This window comes from uncultured Marinobacter sp., from assembly GCF_963974375.1.
Lineage (GTDB): Bacteria > Pseudomonadota > Gammaproteobacteria > Pseudomonadales > Oleiphilaceae > Marinobacter.
Genome location: NZ_CAXBDN010000055.1, coordinates 1 through 18,775, shown reverse-complemented (window position 1 = coordinate 18,775; position 18,775 = coordinate 1). Strand labels below are relative to the sequence as shown.

Genomic DNA, 18,775 nt, shown 5'->3' with positions numbered 1-18,775 from the left:
AGTATGTGGCGGCCTATTGCCGGCGTACCGGTCGCTCGGAAATTCCGAACTGGCCGTTCTACGTGGCGTTCAATTTCTTCCGGCTGGCGGCCATTTTCCATGGCATCAAGGGCCGGATGATCCGCGGGACTGCTGCCTCAGCGGATGCCAAGGAGCGGGCGAAAAGCTTTCCGCGGCTGGCAGAGCTGGCCCGTCAGGCCATGGATGAATGTGGCTGAGCACCCTCAGGGGTGCTCATGCTTTTCCTTGCTGACCGTTTGATAGCGCTCTGGTACCCGGAACCCGGCCAGCCCATGCTGCTCCAGCAGCTGGGCAAACTTCAGGGTGGTCAGATCCCGGCCCGGGGCGCCAATTACCTGGATGCTGTAGGGCAATCCGTGACGGGTCACGCCGATCGGCACCGAGGTAGCGGGTAAGCCCAGCAGGGTGGCGAAGGCAATCCAGCAGAACTGGTCCATGTAGGAGCGGGTTTCACCGTTCACCCGGATCTGGCGCCGGAACTGGGGGCTTTTCTGGTCATGGTGAATGGCGGTTACCGGATTGACCGGCGTTAACAGCACATCAACCTCCCCGAACAGACTCTCCACCTCGTTACGCATTTTTTCCCGAATCTCGTTCCAGCGCATCCACTGGTCGATACTCTGGCTGGTACCCCGGGCGTACTCGGCCATGCCGTGGGTAACCGGTGTCATCCTCCGTAACGGCTTTTCCGCCAGGGCAAACATGCGCAGATGGCGCTTCTGACGACTGGACAGGCCGCCGCTGAGCAGGCTGCCGAGCAGATTGAAGTAAGCCGGCAGAATCCGTTCCAGGGTCAGCAGCGGATGGCTGGCCTGGCTGACCAGTGCGCCCTCATGGGACAGGGTATCGGCCAGCTTGCGAAAGCCATTGATCTGTTCATGCTCCACCGGGCACAGGGGATCTTCCAGCCAGAGGCCGGCACGAACTTGTCTGAGTTCGGTGAAGCGGGCGGGCTCCATGCTCAGCTGCCAGCTTCGGGCCAGGGCTTCACCGGGACCGGCGATGGTTCGCAGCAGCAATTCCAGATCCCTGGCATTTCGCGCCATAGGCCCGCCTTCCGCGAGATCCGGCTGCACCAGGGTGCCAGGCGGTCCGGGAACATGGCCGCGAAACGATACCAGGGTGCGGCTGGGTTTATGGCCAAACACACCGCAAAAATGGGCAGGCGTGCGGATTGATCCCGCCAGGTCACTGCCTACTTCCAGTGGTGTCAGTCCTGCGGCCAGTGCTGCCGCAGCGCCCCCGGATGAACCGCCCGGTGTTCGTTTCAGGTCCCAGGGATTGTTGCTGGTGCCGTGCAGCCTGTTAAAGCTCTGCAGGTCTGAGGCGTAGTAGGGCACGTTGGTTTTACCCAGCACGAAGGCACCAGCGTCGGTAAGACGACGGACCACATCCGCCGGTTTTTCCGGTTGGTACTCAGCCAGTACCGATGCCCCTGCCGTACAGGACATACCCGGTACTTCCCAGGTATCTTTCAGGGTCAGTGGCAGGCCGTGCAGGGGGCCAAGTGTGTCGCCACGCTGGCGAGCCTGATCTGCCGCCCGGGCCTGGATCAGCGCCTGTTCTTCGGCCACCGTGACCACCGCGTTAATATCCGGATTGACGTCCTTGATACGTTGCAGCAAATACAGGGTCAGGCTTTCGCTGGTGATCTCGCCCTGTTCCATCATTTGTACCAGAGTACTGGCGGCACAATAATGCAGTGGTTGTTTCATGGGGTTTCCGGCTGCCTGTCAGAGTTGTTCCCGCCACCGTTTGTGGCGCACCTGTTCCTTTATAGCGTCAATTACTTCGGTCGTCAGGTTGATCAGCACTTCATCATCCCTCCGCTTCTGTAAATCTTCACTGGGGTGCTCGCCTGCGGGTCTTGGCGGCAGGAAGACATCCACCAGGTCGGCAACGAAGGCGTGGTTGCGGGTAGAGGAAAGGTCATCCATCACCTGATGGATGACGCTGGCAACGATATCGCCAATGGCTTCTTCCAGGGTGCCCCTGACCGACGATCCGAACACTGGCAGAAACCGCAACTTGCTCAATTCGGGATTCTGGCGGATGGCCTCGTTAACCCGCGATTCCAGATAGTTACGCAGGGCGCCACGATTGGGTACATAACTCTCGCTGGCGGCAACGGCTATCCGGCCTGAGATCCAGTCGGTCAAAGCATCCCGGCGAGGGTGCAGGATATCGTACTGAATCCTGTCGAACAGGGGCGAGCCATGGCGGACTTCCTCCTGCATGCCGCTGAGAACTTTCAGTACAATGCGGTCCGACAGCTCCTCCATAAAGGCTTCGTAATAAAAAGAAAGAAACTGGAACAGGCGGGTTTCGGTAAAATCTATAATCCGGTACTTGTGGAGCCGGTAAACAATCGAGATAACCCGCAGTATCCGCAGAAAACGGAGGCTGCCCACCGGAATGCAGCCCACCAGGTCGTACCAGTGGATGAAGGGATAAAAATACCAGCGCGCATAGAGTCGGGCCTTGAGCGCGTAGGCCCAGCGCGCCATGAACTCGGTCAGGAACACCGCAACAAACATCAGGTCGTAAACGATGAAGTTCTGGTGAACCGGGTGGTAGGCACCCTGAAATCCGGGGGTTTGCCGTTCCAGAAAATTCTGAACACCTTCAAAGCTGTAAATGGAGTCAAATATGATCAGGCCAAGGTTCGCAAACAACAGGATCAGCATGACCATATCAACGCACAGCCAGATCAGCTGATGGCTCTGCCGAAGATTTTCGCGATTGATCGTAAACATCCAGAGATCCCGATAATGAATGGCGTGACGGTTCAGCTTTCCAGACTATCGTATTTCCGGGCCATCAACGAACCTGTATATTCAGCACCTTGACTGATCTGGAGCATTATTTTGCCTGACCATACCACCAGGCCCCTGAGCGGGCAGCTTGCCGGCAGCCAGCGCCGCCTGTATCTGCGGGCGCTGGTGGCATGCCTGGTGTGGCTGCCATTATTGGTCCGGGGAGACCAGATTCAGGTAAATGTCTCCGGTGGGCCATCCAGCCTGCAGCAGAATGCCCGCACCTTTGTGGGTACGGTAGAAGGTCGCAATCGCGCCAGTCTTCGCCGCTATGGCCGCCACGCAGAGGGCCAGGTACGTCAGGCGCTGCGGGCGCTGGGTTATTACGAGCCCACCATCACCCGTACCCTGACGGAAGAGGATCCCCCCCGTCTGATTATCGATGTTGTGGCCGGAGAACCGGTACTTGTCCGCACCCGGGAAGTCAGTATCCGGGGGCCCGCTGCTGATGATTCCGAATTTATGCCGCAGTTACCGGAACGACCGGCGGTGGGCGATGTGTTACATCATGGCGAATACGATGCCTTGCGGCAGATCATTCGCAACCGCGCGTCCCGGCTGGGCTACTTCGATGGGGAGTTTCTCAGTCGCCGGCTGGAGGTGGATCCGGCCGCCAGGACGGCAGATATTCTGCTGGAATTCGAGTCCGGAGACCGTTATCGCCTGGGTGACGTGCTGTTCAGCGATGATCACGGCTTCGACCCGGAACTGATGCAGCGTTTTGTGACCTTCGAACCCGGCGAGCTTTATCACGCCGACAAGGTCGCCAGACTCAGCTCGGATCTGTCCAACAGTGGCTATTTCTCCGGGGTGGTGGTGGATGCCGCGCCTTCGGAGGCGGAGGACGGTGTGATTCCGGTCAATGCCGAGCTTCGCACCCGTGATCCCCGCTCATTGGCCGGTGGCGTGGGTTTTTCCACCGACGTGGGCCCGCGCCTGCGAGGTACCTGGACCGAGCACTGGATCAATGAGCGCGGACACCGGCGGGGTGCGGAAACGGAACTTTCTGAACCTCGTCAAAGCATCAGCGGCTGGTATGAGTTGCCTCTTGATCCGCCCATGACCGACTCTATCCGGCTGTCTACCGGTTATCTGCGGGAGGACATCGAGGATGTGGAGTCCGAAAGGCTCACCCTTGGCCAGCAATGGCGGCACCAACTGGATAATGGCTGGATGCGGGTGAGCTCTTTGCGCTGGGAGGGTGAGCGCTTCAGCATTGGCGGTATGCCTACCCGCACCACCCGCCTGCTATTACCCGGCGTTGGCTTTTCGAAACTGCAGGTGGACTCTCCTATTGATCCTTCCCGCGGCTTTCGCCTGGAGTTTGGTGTTGCCGGGGGCCTGCGAGATTTCCTGTCAACGGTGGACGTACTGCATCTGACGACCCAGGCCCGGGGCTTGATCACTGTTGCCGACAAGCACCGGTTGCTGACCCGCTTTGAGCTGTCGGGCATTGCCACCAATCGGTTTGCTGATGTGCCGCCTTCCTTGCGGTTCTTTGCCGGTGGTGATCAGAGTGTGCGTGGTTACGGTTATGAAACCCTGTCTCCGGTCGATGAAAATGACGTGTCCGTGGGCGGCCGGTATAAAATAGTCGGCAGTGTCGAGTATCAGTACGAGATTGCCGAAAGATGGCGATTGGCCGCTTTTATCGATGAGGGTAATGCGGTGGATGATCTGTTTGATCCGCTGGCAACCGGCGTCGGCGTGGGTGTGCGCTGGATCAGCCCGGTTGGTCCGATAAGATTCGACGTCGCCAGGGGCCTGGATGACGAGTTTGGCGGCGGCTGGCGCCTGCACTTTTCCATGGGGCCAGAACTATGACGACACCGGAATCCCATGCCACCAACACGGCGGGTCCGGACACCCGGTCTGCGGGTGAGGGCGAGACTCTGGCCACCGGCGGGCTGGGGCGGATACTTCGCCGCTGGCTGACTCGTCTGCTGATCGTATTCGCGGTGCTGATTCTGGTGATCATGCTGGCGATCGGGGGTCTGCTGGCGGCGCTCAATTCGGACACCGGTACCGCCTGGGTTCTGGAAAAGATTCCCGGCCTGGAAACGGAAGCAGCGCAAGGCTCGCTGCTGGGCGAATGGCAGGCTGACCGGCTGCACTGGAGCGGCTATGGCATCAATCTGGCCGTCGAAGCGCCCTATCTTGACTGGTCCCCTACCTGCCTTCTGCGCCAGCGTTTGTGCCTCGACACATTGCACGCCCGGGCGATCGATCTGCGAGTGCAGCCAGGAGACACGGATGGCAGCGCCGGACCCATCGAACTGCCGACCGTCAACTTGCCATTAAGTATTGCCGTGCGTGATGTGGAGCTCGGCACCTTCGACCTGAATGGTGGCCGGATCTGGCAATCGCTGCGGCTGCAGGCTGAGGGGGGTGGTGCCGACTGGCACCTGCAAACTCTGGAAGTGGTCCTTGAAGGTCTTGACGTGGCGGTGAGCGGCCGAATCGAAACCCGGGGCGACTGGCCGCTGGCGCTGGACGTTGCTGCGAACCTGCCGCCGCCTTACGGTGACCGCTGGCGGGTCGCCGGTACCCTGGGGGGCAGCGTCCGTGATCTCCGGCTTGCGCTGTCTTCCGAAGGCTATCTCAATGCCAGTCTCGACGGCCGTCTTGAACCCCTCGATCCGGCCTTGCCGGCGCGGCTGAGATTGTCGTCGCCGGAATTTCTCGCACTGGACACCCTGCCGCCGACGCTGACCCTGCAGGACCTTCAGCTGAACCTGGAGGGTAACCTCGATCAGGGTTATCGGCTCGTTACCCGGGCCGGATTGCCGGGGGAGCCGGATACCATCGCGCTGGCGCTGGACGGCCGCATAACCGCCGAACAGCTGGACCGGATTCAACTGACGCTGACCGGTCCGGCGGCGGTCAGTTCTGCTGCCGGCGCCGCCGATTCTGAAGCTGGTGATAGCGCCGATGAGGGCGAACTTTCGTTTACCGGCCAGGTGTCCTGGGCGGACGGTGTTCAGGCAGAAGGCGATATCGCACTCGATCGGTTCCCCTGGTACTCGTTGCTTCCGGACCTGGATGCACCACCGGTTATCGTCAGTGAGCTGAACGCCAGCGGCCGGTTTGTGGATAACCGCTATGAAGCCAGTCTGTCAGTCGCTGTGCAGGGGCCCCAGGGCGACGCCCGGCTCGACACCTCGCTGGCCGGCGATCTGGAGCAGGTAAGCCTGACCGGCCTGGAGGTCAGTACTGGCGCGGGTCGCCTGACCGGTGATGCCCAGGTCCTGTTTGCCGGGCCCCTCTCCTGGCAGGCAGATCTTGAACTGGATGATTTCAATCCGGGGTACTGGGTACCGGAAGCAGAGGCCAGCATCAGTGGCGATCTCCGTTCCGAAGGCCAGCTCAATGATGGCGTGCCGGCCTTGTGGCTGGCCTGGGATCTGTCCGGGGAAAGACGATCCGAGCCGCTGTCCAGCAAAGGTCGCCTCAGCAGTGAGCAGAACCGCTGGGAAGTCACTGAGCTGGAGGCGACTCTCGGTGACAATCAGGTGTCAGGTACCGGCTTCTGGGAGGGCAAATTCGGCGCCGATCTGATGCTGTCAATTCCTGAGCCAGAGGTTATTGTGCCGGGCCTGACCGGGTCTCTGGAGGGCACAGCAAGCCTTTCCGGCACATTGGAAGAACCACTGGGCGAGTTGCGCCTGGAGGCAGCAGACATTCAGTGGCAGGACCAGGCCCGTATTGGCACTGTCGCGTTGCGAGCCGACCTTGGTGCCGGCAGACGCCTGGACTCCGAGCTGCAGGTAAAGGACATTGTGTCCGCCGAACAGCGAATTGAGAGCCTGACCGCAGCACTCACCGGAACCCCCGAACAGCACCAGCTGGCTCTCGCAGTGGAACACCGTGAGGTAACGGCGGATCTCGGATTCAGTGGCCGCTGGCAGCAAAATGCCGGTGGCGAAGGTGTTGCGGGCTGGCTGGGGCAACTGGCGGAAGGCGTGGTTGAAATAACCGGCCCGGGTCAGCGCTGGGAACTGGATCAGGCGGCCGCCATCCGTTTTCTGCCCGGTCAGGAGCTTACCCTGGCGAGTCATTGCTGGCGCTGGGATGAGAGCGCTCTGTGTTCCGGCAACCAGACCCTGCGGCCGGAACTGGCGGTATCGGTAACCCTGGAACGGTTTCCGGCCATGGCGCTGGATCCTCTGCTGCCGGAGACCCTGCGCTGGGAAGCCATGCTCAATGGTGAGCTGAACGTCGTCATGACCGATGATGGACCCCAGGGCCAGATCCGCCTTGGCGCCGGCCCGGGGGAGGTGTCGGTGGTGACGGAGAGCGACTGGGAATCTCTGAATTATGACGTGCTCGACCTGACCATGGACCTCAATCCGACCGAGGCACTGGCAAGCCTGTTGCTGTCGGGGGATGGCATCGGCGAACTCGCTCTTGACCTGGCGCTGGACCCGAACGATGAAGGATTGCCAGCGCAGGGTACCTTCGAGCTGCGTGGGTTTGATATGGCCCTGGTGGGGGGCTTGCTGGATCTGGAGGAAGTGGCAGGTTCGATCAACGGCGAAGGGCGGCTGGAAGGCCCGCTGATGAACCCTGAAGTGTTTGGCCAGCTACGCCTGGAGAATGGCCGGGTCATTGACCAGGCCATTCCGCTGCCAATGGAGGAGCTTGGAATACTGCTGGAATTTGCCGGTCGCCGTGCCACCCTGGAGGGAACCTGGAGCAGTAACGGAACCGGGCAGGGTGATGTGGGCGGTGAGCTGGACTGGAGCGGCACTCCGGCCCTGTCCCTGAGCCTGGCGGGTGAGGGTTTGCCTGTTACCTACGATCCCTACGCCCGGCTGGAGCTGTCACCAGATCTGACACTGACGTTTTCAGAGGGCGATTTGTCCGTCAGCGGACGGGTCGACATACCGCGGGGAGATATCACCATTCGCCAGCTGCCGGAACAGGCTGTTGCGGTATCTGATGACGAAGTGATTGTTGGCGTGGCCGCAGAGGAACCGGTGGTTCGCAGTTTTGCCATGGATGTTCAGGTCAATGTGGGGTCAGAGCGGGTCACGTTTTCCGGTTTTGGTGTGACCGGTGATCTGGAAGGCGGTTTGCGGGTAGGCAACGACATGGATACCCGCGGTGCCTTGCAACTGACTGATGGACGCTACGCTGCCTTTGGTCAGGAACTGGAGCTTCGCCGCGCCCGCCTGGTGTTCGTGGGGCCGGTGTCTGAACCCTACCTGGATATCGAGGCCATTCGGCGGGTGGACGAGGTGGTGGCGGGAATCCGGCTGTCTGGTCCGGTTTCTGAACCCCGCACGGAGGTTTTCTCGGAGCCGTCCATGTCGCAGAATGAAGCCTTGTCCTACGTCATCCTGGGGCGCCCCCTGCAGGGACAAAGCGATGACGGCCAGATGCAGCGGGCCGCCCTGTCTCTGGGGCTTACCCAGGCCAGCCGGATTACCCGGGGCCTTGGGGAGGAGTTCGGTATCCGGGATCTGACTCTGGAAGCCGAAGGTTCCGGTGAAGACTCCGCCGTGGTTGCCAGTGGCTACCTGACCGACGATCTCAGCATCCGCTACGGTGTCGGATTGTTCGAGCCCATCACCACCGTGGCCCTGCGCTATGACCTGGGTCGCTACTTCTATATCGAGGCCGCCAGCGGGCTGGCGTCGTCCCTCGATATCTTCTATACCCGCAACTTCTGAGGGACGGCGCCGGTCAGCCGTTATCTGAGTTCAAAGGTTGCGCTGACACTGGCCGTCAGTTCCCGCGGACCCACTTCGCTGACAGTATCAGCGGCGCCCATCCGGGCTTCGGCCATCATCACCGGTCCCGGACGGTAGCCGTCCTGGATGTTCAGGGTTTTAACCTTGCCACACTTCATCCCCAGTTCCCCGGCGGCAAACTCGCAGCGACTGCGGGCATCGGCGATGGCACCGGCCAGGGCCTGCCTCTGCAGTTCGGCTTCGCGGGAGTGGAAGAATTGCTGCGGCCCCAGGTGATACTGGATGCCAAGGGCCTGGGCCTCGTCCAGCAAGGGGTTGATCAGTTCAAGGTTGTGTACCTCAAAGCTGATGGTCTGGCTGGCGACGGCAACGGTTTCGCGTTTTTCATTGGCCGACCGCACCGGAAGCTGGCGTTGATAAAGGTTGACCGCCGCATCGCTGTAATCGACCAGCTGATCCCGTACGTCAGCGATTCCGTCGCGCCAGCGGGCCATGGTTTCCCGGACCTGTGCCGATGCCTGGCTGGCGTCGGGGTGCTCAGCTGTAATGGTGAACTGTAGTCGTGCACTGTCGGGCAGGTAGCGCACCCGGCTTTCGCCGCTCAGATTGATCTCTGCAGCCATGGCAAGTGCCGGCAGCAGAAGCACCAGGGTGAGCCATTTCCGGCTGAATAAAAAGCTGGCAGCAGCGGCTGAGAATGTTTTGGTCATGTAAGGCTCCTTTGCGATGTCTAAACGTGGCGTGGTGGAGGATGGGTTGCGCGGCAAGGGCACCTGACTAACCCGTTCCGGTATCGCTGGGCCGGGTCAGCCGTGCCAGCTTCAGATGTTCAGCTGCCCGGATAAATTCCCGGAATATTCTCCGGTGTGGCCCGTTGTATAACAGATATTCGGGATGCCATTGTACGCCCATCAGCCACTGGCCACGGGTGTTTTCGATGCCCTGAACGAACAGATCGTTATCCATGGCGGTTACTCTGAGATCCTTGCCCAGCCAGTGAATGGCCTGGCTATGTATGCGGTTGGCGCCGATATTGCGGGCATTCAGTACCGTTCCCAGGCGGGAGTGGTCAACTACTCTGATGGTCTGCAGGGGCAGCAGCAGTGGCCGGTGCCGGGTGTTTACCCGCATGGGGGTGACATCCTGGCAGAGACTGCCGCCACGGAATACGTTGATCAGCTGGGCGCCACGGCAGATGCCCAGTACCGGTAACTGCAGAGCCTCTGCCGCCGCCAGCAGTTCCTGGTCGGTCTGGTCCCGTTGGCGATCATAACGGTAGTCCAGCGACGGCAGTGGCTCCTGGCCGTAGAGGTTTGGGTGTATGTGCGTTCCCCCGGATAACACCAGCCCGTCCAGCAGGGCAACATCCACCTGGCTGCCGGGCCGGATAAACAGGGTACGGGCGCCGTAAAGTCGCAGTCCCAGGCTGATCAGCCGATCGGTTGTGCGCTTGCGGCGGGGGCCGCTGATGCCGATGGTAAGCCCGGGTATATCAGCCGCTTCCTGATCCTCCGGCTGCGAGTTGCGGTCGGTCATGTCAGATATAGCCTTTCTTTTCTAACCATTCCTCGCAGCGCGAGCGCCAGCTGTTGGTAAGGTTATGGAAGCTGGCCAGCTTGCTCTCGCGGAACATGTTACACAGCTCCCGCAGGTCGTCATGATTGGCGGCCAGTTGCTCCAGCACCACCCAGTCGTTCCAGACGGTGGAGAAATGCCAGGCCGGGTTATCGATATCGCAGTCTGGCAGCCGGTAGTGCAGGGTGGGTCTGGACTTGATCCGGCGGTCGATCACATACCGGGCCAGCAGCTGTTCGTCCAGATAGGCAAACAATGGCAGCAGGTCAAGTGCCCGGTTACGGGTCGGGTTGTCCTTCAGATAGTCCTGCATGAGCTGGGGTATGTCGGGGGTGTAGTCCGTTTTGACAATACGTTCAACATAACCGCTGTCCCAGGGCTCGATGTAGGTGGTCAGTTTACGGCTGAAATCGAGCTGGTGTCGTGCTTTGAGCCAGTCGTAGAGCACCGCGAAGGCCTGCAGATAGCGCACCAGGGTAGGTGCCGAAAGATCCGGCAGTTCCGGGTTCAGCTGCAGGCCGAAGGCGTAATAGACGGACTCCCGGCTACCAAGCGCACCGGCACGTCTGAGTTCATCACACAGGGTCTCGACGGTTTCCAGACGGCTCAAGGGTATCGGCGGGGACACGATCTCAAGGGGTACGATACGCTCTGCGGCGTAGTCAATCACGTCCATGGCGTGGCCGCCAAGCTCCCGCAGGGACTCGGGCAGTCGCTCGTCGCGGAGATCCAGCTCCTTGATGGGATCCGAATCCAGCTCCACCGTAAAATCCCCCAGCGCGGTGTCGACAATGCTGACATAACGGGACTTTTCTCTGGCTTCTCCCTCCAGCAGGCGGGCAGTGAGCGCGACCAGTTCTTCATAACCCAGCCCGGAAATCTCTATCTCAACACCGACTTTACGCTCGTCACCATCTTTATTGGTGAGCCTGTCGGGAAGATGGCATCGGCTCTGTTGCGTCATGGTATTAACTCTCTGCCAGATAAGGAAATTGTGATTTCCGGAAGGACTTTAATGTAACAGGAATACGATGGTACACCAGTGCCGGAGCAGGAACATGCCCGGGGTAAAAGAAGTCGCTACAAAAAACTTTACACTGGATAAGATACTGTATAAGGTTACTTTAACTGTACATAACAACAGCTGTTAAAATTCCCAGTGGCCCCAGCAGCAACGCACCGGATATCGCGAAGCACAAGGCCCGTGCGCACCAGGAGCTCAATCAATGAAGCTGACCGCGAGACAGACCCAGGTACTGGACATCATCCGTCGGTCCATCGACGAGACCGGTTATCCGCCGACCCGTGCCGAAATTGCGACCGAGCTGGGGTTTCGCTCAGCCAATGCGGCCGAAGAGCATTTGCGGGCCCTGGCCCGCAAAGGTGCGATTGAAATGGTGCCCGGTACGAGCCGGGGTATCCGCCTGCCAGAGGCAGAGCCGGACCTGGGGTTGCCGGTGATCGGACAGGTAGCTGCCGGTAGCCCGATTCTGGCCCAGGAACACATTGAGGATTATTGCACGCTCAAGCCGGAGTTCTTTGTGCCTTCGGCTGATTATCTGCTTCGGGTACGCGGCATGAGCATGAAGGACATCGGTATCCTTGACGGTGACCTGCTGGCAGTGCACCGCACTCAGGATGTCCGCAATGGCCAGGTGGTGGTTGCGCGGGTGGGTGAGGAAGTGACGGTCAAGAGATACCGCCGCGAGGGTTCGGTGGTTCTGCTGGTCGCCGAGAACGAAGACTTTGAGCCGATTCGCGTGGATCTGCGGGAACAGGAACTGGAAATTGAAGGTCTTGGCGTTGGTGTCATACGCCAGTCCGGCTTGCATCAGGTTCACTGAAGCCCGGTGTTGTCGCGGGATCGGCCCTTTGGCCATTATTGGTAAAACGTTCAGCAACAGGTGGCATTATGGAACAGCTCAGCTTCACTCAGAATTTTGTCAGACCGTCAGCGGCCGTCGCTGTTGAGGTGGCTGGCTCCGGTATGGTCCGGAACTCTGGTGCTACCCGGACTGCGATTACCGAAAAGCCCGGGGCGATTACCGGCAGAGCGCAGCCGAAAGGGCCACTGGAAGGTCCACTGCAGGGTAATGTCACCGAGATCATTCTGCCTCCGGGGCAGGTCGAGAATTTCCAGTTGTTGTTGCCGATGCTGACTCAGCTGAATCAGGAACGTCGCTGGCTGGCCTGGATTGACCCGCCTCAGGCCCTGGTGAACAAATGGCAGACCCTGCATGGTATTGTTGCCGGAGAAATTCTGGTGTTGCGGTCATCCGCAGACTATTCCGCCTTTGAGCTGGCCGAACGTGCCCTGGGCGCCGGCACCTGTCATGCCGTCGTCATGTGGACCAGCAAGCTGTCTGCGCGGGCGTTTGACGCCCTGCATCGCGCTTCTGCCCAGGGTCGCAGCCACGGTGTGATACTGCGGCAGCGGTAGCCTTGAGGGTCGCGACGTTACTTTTGATATCAGGCCCTTCCGGGCCTGTATTGTTTCTGAGGTAATGGCGTCGAAATCTGGTCAGTGCAGGGTTGGACGGCGGCCTGTCTGATCGTCGTTCGTGCTGTCAGTTTCGTCCCAGTCGGTTGACTCTGTCATTTCCAGAAGCTCCAGGTCATCCTCTAGCGGATCCCATTCTGTGCTCTGGTTAAACTGGCCAACGGCCTGTATGCCGGCATCAATCATGGCGCGGGCAACCGTCATGTCGCGGTTGTCCATCATCTCCCTTGCTTCCCGGGAGAACGAGATACGCACCAGTGGTGCTGAGTCGTCGTCGACCCGGCGCAGGGCGTAGTCGCCATCACCGAGCTGGACGATTTCGTAGAAAGAAGGTGTCATTCAAATCCTTAGCATGTTCGTTTCGGGGGCTTACCACTCGTGGTGGCGCTCACCCAGAATGCCTGTTAATTGCTTCATGGCCTGAAGGCTTGCCTGCAGGCTGGCTGCCGAGCGGTCTGGCCCGGGCGCTGCCGAAACGGCGATGATGTTGTCGTCAGACACCGTTTTTTGTTGTCGGGGCGGCGCATGTTCACTGGCGGCCAGCAGATCCAGGTGATGCCACCAGCTGTCCGGCATATGGATCAGTTCTGTCAGTTCATGTATTTCCGGTACGTCGCCTATCAGCTGTTCCAGCTCCGCCAGTGTTTGCGGACTGGCCTGTTTGTGCTGGTAATAACGGGCAATCAGCACCAGTAACAGCTGACGACTGCGCAAAGCCAGCTCGATTGCGCCTTGCAGGCAGGCCTCCCGATCGGGTGCCTGAACCTGGCTCTCTGCCAGCCGGGCAAGCTGGAGTGCCAGAAACAATTTCCGACTGACAAGACTGTGCCACTGAGCTGACATGATGGCCTGTCCACCTCCGATCCTGATGACACGGCACCCGCAAGGGCTTGATCATAAATCGAGGTCAATGCCGTCGATTCGAATCGACCATTGTATCAGCTTGGGCCCGGGGTTTCCTCTGTTGTATTTCTCCGTCTGCAACCGCAATCCGCAATCAGAATACAGCGGTTAGTTCTCCGGGGTGGGGGCCTGTATACTCAGGTCTGTTGTGCAGGCACTGTGCTCCTTTTGTCTTGCCGCCAGCTCAGCGCACTAACCAATCGGGGAAACGAGCCATGGCAACTCATAACGCAGAACTCGAACAGCTGGACACCAGAATCGCCGAACTCAAGGAAGCGCTGGATACCCGTAACTGGGATCTGATCGGCGAGCTGAACGCCAGTGTCCCGCAATTTATTGAGCCGGTCATGCAGGCGCTGGAAGCGGGCAAGCTCAGCCCGACCGCAGTGCAGAAGCGACTGGAAACGCTTCGAATATTTTGTGACAGTGCCGAGGCCGATGCCCGCGAAGCCCGTGAAGAAGCCGCTAAAGCGCTGAAAGATGTGGGCAAGAACCATAAGGCGGCAAAGGCCTACGCCAGGGTTTCTGATGGCCCGGACAAACCCTGAGGGTTGCGTCATTAAATTGACTCTTTGTCATTAAACGACTTAAATACCGCACACACGGCCAGTTTGGCCGAAACAGTGCGCGCGTCATTCCCGGTGGCAGGCAGTAAACAGGTCGAATGAGACCTCTGGGCCTCTTATCCCGGCGGCGCGCATCAGGTCAAGGTATGACCCGGACGGGACACTGGTCAGTACAACAACGCTCGCAGCCGGATTTCCTACCGGTCCTTGCTTTCAGGTAAAGAGATTCGTTCGAATGTCAAAAAACAACACGGTTCTGGTGTTGAGTCGGGATCCGGAGCGAGGTCGCGACCTCGTGACCATTCTGCAGTTTGTCGGCGAAGAACTGGTGCTCCCGGACTCTGAGTCGCGGCAGCTGCTGGCGGGGAGCGGCGGCATAGACCGGGAAGCGTTGGCCAACACCGGCGTGGTGGTTGTGGACGGCAGTGACAGTGGCCAGGCCTGTGAGGACATTCGTCGGGTGACCACCCTGGAAGAGGGGCTGCCGGTATTACTGGTGGGCGATCCTGAGCTCGCCGGTCTGGGCGAGGGGGAGTTGTCCCGTATCATTGCCCGTCTTGAATGGCCTCTGAATTACACCAAGTTTGTGGATTCCCTGTACCGCGCGCAGATCTACCGTGATCAGTACACCCGTTCCCGGGAGCGGGGACAGCAGCGGGGTATTACCCTGTTCCGGAGTCTGGTGGGAACCAGCCGCAACGTTCAGTCGGTCCGCCAGCTGATGGCGCAGGTAGCGGACAAGGATGTCAGTGTGCTGATCACCGGTGAGTCCGGAACCGGCAAGGAGGTCGTGGCGCGGAATCTTCATTACCATTCACCGCGCCGGGAAAAGCCTTTTGTTCCTGTGAATTGTGGCGCTATTCCGGCGGAGCTGCTGGAAAGTGAGCTGTTCGGCCATGAGAAGGGCGCGTTTACCGGCGCTATTACCTCCAGAGTCGGCCGGTTTGAGCTGGCGGAAGGTGGCACTCTGTTTCTCGATGAGATCGGTGACATGCCGCTGAATATGCAGGTCAAGATACTCAGGGTGTTGCAGGAGCGCACCTTCGAGCGGGTAGGCAGTAACCGGACCCAGAGTGCGGATGTCCGCATTGTCGCCGCCACCCACAAGGATCTGGAGCGGATGATTGTCAGTGGCGACTTCCGGGAAGACCTGTTTTACCGCCTCAATGTATTCCCCATCGAAATGCCGGCACTGCGGGAACGTGTCGAGGATATCCCGCTGCTGATCAACGAACTGATCGCTCGCATGGAAAAGGAAAAGCGCGGTTCCCTGCGGCTCAATTCCGCCGCTATCCTGAGCCTGTGTCGTCATGACTGGCCGGGTAACGTGCGGGAACTGGCCAACCTGATCGAGCGCCTGGCCATCATGCACCCGTACGGGGTGATCGGTGTCCAGGAGCTGCCCAAGAAGTTCCGTTATGTGGATGACTACGATGAAAACCGTCCCATGGAAGATGAGGGCGGCATGCCATCGGGTATCCCTGGTCTGATTGGTCTGGATGCGCCGGCGCTGCTGCCGGTGAACGGTATCGACCTGAAGGATTATCTGGGCAATCTTGAAAAGCAGCTGATTCAGCAGGCGCTGGATGAAGCCGGTGGAGTGGTAGCCCGAGCGGCTGAGAAACTGCGCATCCGCCGCACGACCCTGGTTGAGAAGGTCCGCAAGTATGGGCTGCGCGATGAAGAGGATGCCGGCTGAGAGCCGGCTTCCGGGAAAGTGACGGTTTATTGTCATCCCGGCTTGTTTCAATCCTTCTTTCCATGATTTCTTCTATTTAATCTTTGTTTTTAAAGGTTATTTCTAACCTGGCATCAATTCTGCTAAACCTCCCCTGAATCAAAGATCCGATCAGGTATCCATGGTGGGTACCGGTTGTCAGGGGGAAACATGACACAGCTTCAGTCCGCCATTACCACAGCCCGCAACGGCCGACAGAGTTATGGTCCGACAGCGGACGCCAACGACAAGGTGACCGCCCTGTTCCCCATGGAGGACGACGACGCCGCGGTGGACACCGCGCTGGATCTGTTTAACCAGATGTCCCGCCAGATTACCGACTCCTATCGCACGCTTGAATCCCGGGTTAACCAGCTTTCCGGTGAACTGACCGCAGAGAGCCGTCAGAGGCAGCGGGAACTCGAGGAAAAGGAGCGTCTGGCGGATCGGCTATCCACGCTGTTGCAGGCCTTGCCGGCCGGCGTCATCGTTCTGGACAGTCAGGGTGTGGTGACCCAGTGCAACCGGGCCGCCGAAGGTCTGCTGGGAGAGCCGTTGGGTGGCGAGCGCTGGGTCAACGTGATTCGCCGCTGTTTTGCCCCACGCAGCGACGATGGCCACGAAGTCTCCCTGAAAGACGGCCGTCGGGTCAGTATTGAAATCCGCACCATGGAAAACCAGCCGGGCCAGCTGATCCTGCTCACGGATCTGACCGAAACCCGCCAGCTTCAGTCCCAGCTTGCCCATGCCCAGCGTCTGTCCGCCATGGGCAAGATGGTGGCCTCGCTGGCTCATCAGATCCGCACCCCGCTGTCTGCGGCCATCCTTTACGGCGGTCACCTTGCCCAGCCGGAACTGGACGATGAACTGCGGGTACGCTGTGCCGACCGGCTGATGTCCCGGCTGACCCACCTGGAAAGTCAGGTGCGTGACATGCTGACCTTTGCCCGGGGTGAGACCCGTCTGGCGGAGGCATTGTCTTCACGGCGTCTGCTTCAGGCCTTGCGATCGGCCACTGACGGCCTGAATCCCGGTACCGGCGTTGAAGTGACTGTCGAGGCCAGTGGTCGCGATGTGCCGCTGATGTGCAACCGCGAGGCATTGGTGGGAGCCTGCATGAATCTGGTGAACAACAGTATTGAAGCCGGCGCTAGCCGGGTTCAGGTTACGCTGACCGGTGGCCGGGAAGGTCTGGTAATTGATGTTATTGATGATGGCCCCGGGTTTACATCCACCCCGGCGGGTCAGCTGATGGAGGCTTTCTACACCACCAAATCCCATGGCACCGGCCTGGGCCTTGCAGTGGTACAGGCTGTCGTAAAAGCCCATAACGGGCAGTTTGATTTCGAATCTCCGGCCAGCGGCGGTGCCCACGGGCGCATCCGCTTGCCTGCCGTCAGCGGCACGTCCGTGTTTTCGGAACACAGTTAAAAGAACAGGTGGAGAGCATCATGGCACGACCCCGCATTCTTATCGTCGAAGACGACCACGACCTGCGAGAGGCGCTGGTAACCACGCTGGAACTGGCGAAATTCCGGGTGGAGGAGGCGGCTTCCGCCGAGCAGGCACTGGATCTGCTGGCGCAGACGTCAGTCGATATGGTGATCAGCGATGTCAACATGCCCGGTATGTCCGGGCATGAGCTGTTGGCGGAAGTGCTGAGACGGCATCCGGGGCTGCCGATGATGCTGATCACCGCCTACGGTCAGATCAGCCACGCGGTCAGTGCGATGCAATCTGGTGCTATTGATTACCTGGTCAAGCCCTTTGAATCCCAGGTGCTGGTTGAAGCGGTTGAAAAGGTGGTTGGCGGCAGCAAGACCCGCCGCAAGGATCAGCCGGTGGCGGAAGACCCTATCAGCAAGCGTCTGTTCCAGCTGGCCACGAAGGTGGCGGCCAGCGATTCCACCGTCATGATTTCCGGCGAGAGCGGCACCGGCAAGGAAGTACTGGCCCGCTTCATTCACCAGCAGTCCCCCCGGGCGGATCAGCCGTTTGTGGCCATTAACTGCGCGGCGATTCCGGAAAATATGCTGGAAGCCATCCTGTTCGGTCATGAAAAAGGGGCCTTCACCGGCGCCCACGCCTCGGTACCCGGCAAGTTCGAGCAGGCCAACGGTGGCACTATTTTGCTGGACGAGATTTCAGAGATGGATCTGGGACTTCAGTCCAAGCTGTTGCGGGTTTTGCAGGAGCGGGAAGTGGAACGGGTTGGCGGCCGCCGTACCATCACGCTGGATGTGCGGGTGCTGGCGACCACCAACCGTGATCTGGGCGATTATGTGCGGGAAGGCAAGTTCCGGGAAGATCTGTATTACCGGTTGAGTGTGCTGCCCATGCACTGGCATCCGCTGCGGGAACGGGTGGGGGATATCCTGCCCCTGGCAGAGTATCTGCTGCGTCAGCACTGCCAGAAAATGAAGCTCAGCGGCATCCGCTTTGATGAAAGTGCCCGTCGGGCGCTGGTTGCCCATGACTGGCCCGGCAATGTGCGGGAAATGGACAACGCGGTGCAGCGGGCTCTGGTTTTGCATCAGGGCAGTTCGATTGAGGCGGGGGACCTGTGTCTGGATATGGGCATCAGCGGGCTGACCCAGTCCCGGCCGGCGGTGATCAGTGAATCAGTGCCGGAGCAGGTGTTTGCCGTCGACGTGGCAGATCAGCCGATGGCTGGTGTGGCTGCGACGCCTGCACAGGAGCATGACCAGGCGGGCTCCCTCGGAGATGACCTGCGTCGCCGGGAATTCCGCATTATTATCGATACCCTCAAGCGCGAGCGGGGGCGTCGCAATCGTGCGGCTGAGCAGTTGGGTATCAGTCCCCGCACCCTGCGTTACAAGCTTGCGCAGATGCGTGAGTTTGGTATTGATCCCGATGCTGAGCTGGCTATGGCCGTGTAGGTTTGGTTTGGGAAATTTAGTTGGGAGTAGTCAGGCGTCGGATGGGTCTTGCCAGAATACGCTGTAAATACGTCCCTGTAC

At 59.8% G+C, this 18,775-nt stretch carries 15 protein-coding genes and 1 pseudogene; 9 read left to right on the top strand and 7 right to left on the bottom strand.

The window, feature by feature from the left end; genetic code table 11:
- Positions 1-218 (top strand): annotated as a pseudogene (locus tag AAC035_RS06825) (phosphotransferase family protein); the annotation flags it as partial.
- 6 nt (positions 219-224) lie between these two features.
- Here the strand turns inward: AAC035_RS06825 and AAC035_RS06820 are convergent.
- Together AAC035_RS06820 and AAC035_RS06815 are read right to left on the bottom strand one after the other, a co-directional pair.
- Positions 225-1,736 (bottom strand): amidase family protein, encoded by a 1,512-nt coding sequence (locus AAC035_RS06820; RefSeq protein WP_339801680.1) that lies wholly within the window; start codon positions 1,734-1,736, stop codon positions 225-227.
- Positions 1,737-1,754: 18 nt separating this feature from the next.
- On the bottom strand, positions 1,755-2,777 hold the full coding sequence (locus tag AAC035_RS06815; RefSeq protein ID WP_339801678.1) for a hypothetical protein: 1,023 nt from the start codon (positions 2,775-2,777) through the stop codon (positions 1,755-1,757).
- A 111-nt stretch (positions 2,778-2,888) separates the two neighbouring features.
- On the opposite strand from AAC035_RS06815, the gene AAC035_RS06810 reads away from it, so the two are divergent.
- Positions 2,889-4,661 carry an autotransporter assembly complex family protein gene (locus tag AAC035_RS06810; RefSeq protein ID WP_339801676.1) on the top strand — a complete coding sequence of 591 codons (1,773 nt, stop codon included), beginning with the start codon at positions 2,889-2,891 and terminating at the stop codon, positions 4,659-4,661.
- Positions 4,658-8,512, top strand: a complete 3,855-nt coding sequence (locus AAC035_RS06805; RefSeq protein WP_339801674.1) for a translocation/assembly module TamB domain-containing protein — start codon at positions 4,658-4,660, stop codon at positions 8,510-8,512. Before AAC035_RS06810 ends, AAC035_RS06805 begins: the two co-directional genes overlap by 4 nt.
- A 20-nt stretch (positions 8,513-8,532) precedes the next feature.
- On the opposite strand, the gene AAC035_RS06800 is transcribed toward AAC035_RS06805, so the two are convergent.
- The 3 genes from AAC035_RS06800 to AAC035_RS06790 form a co-directional block, all read right to left on the bottom strand.
- Positions 8,533-9,243: an SIMPL domain-containing protein gene (locus AAC035_RS06800; RefSeq protein ID WP_339801671.1), complete on the bottom strand. Its 711-nt coding sequence runs from the start codon at positions 9,241-9,243 to the stop codon at positions 8,533-8,535.
- Positions 9,244-9,310: 67 nt separating this feature from the next.
- Positions 9,311-10,069 (bottom strand): type 1 glutamine amidotransferase, encoded by a 759-nt coding sequence (locus AAC035_RS06795; protein ID WP_339801668.1) that lies wholly within the window; start codon positions 10,067-10,069, stop codon positions 9,311-9,313.
- Between the two features lies 1 nt (position 10,070).
- Positions 10,071-11,072 carry an amidoligase family protein gene (locus tag AAC035_RS06790; RefSeq protein ID WP_339801664.1) on the bottom strand — a complete coding sequence of 334 codons (1,002 nt, stop codon included), beginning with the start codon at positions 11,070-11,072 and terminating at the stop codon, positions 10,071-10,073.
- Positions 11,073-11,334: 262 nt separating this feature from the next.
- On the opposite strand from AAC035_RS06790, the gene lexA reads away from it, so the two are divergent.
- Positions 11,335-11,952 carry a transcriptional repressor LexA gene (gene lexA, locus AAC035_RS06785; RefSeq protein ID WP_339801662.1) on the top strand — a complete coding sequence of 206 codons (618 nt, stop codon included), beginning with the start codon at positions 11,335-11,337 and terminating at the stop codon, positions 11,950-11,952.
- 68 nt (positions 11,953-12,020) lie between these two features.
- On the top strand, positions 12,021-12,548 hold the full coding sequence (locus AAC035_RS06780; RefSeq protein WP_339801659.1) for a SulA-like leucine-rich domain-containing protein: 528 nt from the start codon (positions 12,021-12,023) through the stop codon (positions 12,546-12,548).
- An 81-nt stretch (positions 12,549-12,629) separates the two neighbouring features.
- Here AAC035_RS06780 and AAC035_RS06775 read toward each other — a convergent pair whose 3' ends face one another.
- Positions 12,630-12,947 carry a hypothetical protein gene (locus tag AAC035_RS06775; RefSeq protein WP_339801656.1) on the bottom strand — a complete coding sequence of 106 codons (318 nt, stop codon included), beginning with the start codon at positions 12,945-12,947 and terminating at the stop codon, positions 12,630-12,632.
- 30 nt (positions 12,948-12,977) lie between these two features.
- On the bottom strand, positions 12,978-13,451 hold the full coding sequence (locus tag AAC035_RS06770; protein WP_339801654.1) for a DUF6586 family protein: 474 nt from the start codon (positions 13,449-13,451) through the stop codon (positions 12,978-12,980).
- A gap of 275 nt (positions 13,452-13,726) precedes the next feature.
- On the opposite strand from AAC035_RS06770, the gene AAC035_RS06765 reads away from it, so the two are divergent.
- From AAC035_RS06765 to AAC035_RS06750, 4 genes are all read left to right on the top strand, one after another.
- Complete coding sequence (locus AAC035_RS06765; protein ID WP_339801651.1) at positions 13,727-14,059, top strand: SOS cell division inhibitor; 333 nt, start codon at positions 13,727-13,729, stop codon at positions 14,057-14,059.
- A gap of 253 nt (positions 14,060-14,312) precedes the next feature.
- Positions 14,313-15,776, top strand: a complete 1,464-nt coding sequence (locus AAC035_RS06760) for a sigma-54 dependent transcriptional regulator (RefSeq protein WP_339801647.1) — start codon at positions 14,313-14,315, stop codon at positions 15,774-15,776.
- A gap of 189 nt (positions 15,777-15,965) precedes the next feature.
- On the top strand, positions 15,966-17,225 hold the full coding sequence (locus AAC035_RS06755) for an ATP-binding protein (RefSeq protein ID WP_339801644.1): 1,260 nt from the start codon (positions 15,966-15,968) through the stop codon (positions 17,223-17,225).
- A 20-nt stretch (positions 17,226-17,245) separates the two neighbouring features.
- Positions 17,246-18,694, top strand: coding sequence for a sigma-54 dependent transcriptional regulator (locus tag AAC035_RS06750; RefSeq protein WP_339801642.1), 1,449 nt, complete (start codon positions 17,246-17,248; stop codon positions 18,692-18,694).
- The last annotated feature ends 81 nt before the right edge of the window (positions 18,695-18,775 follow it).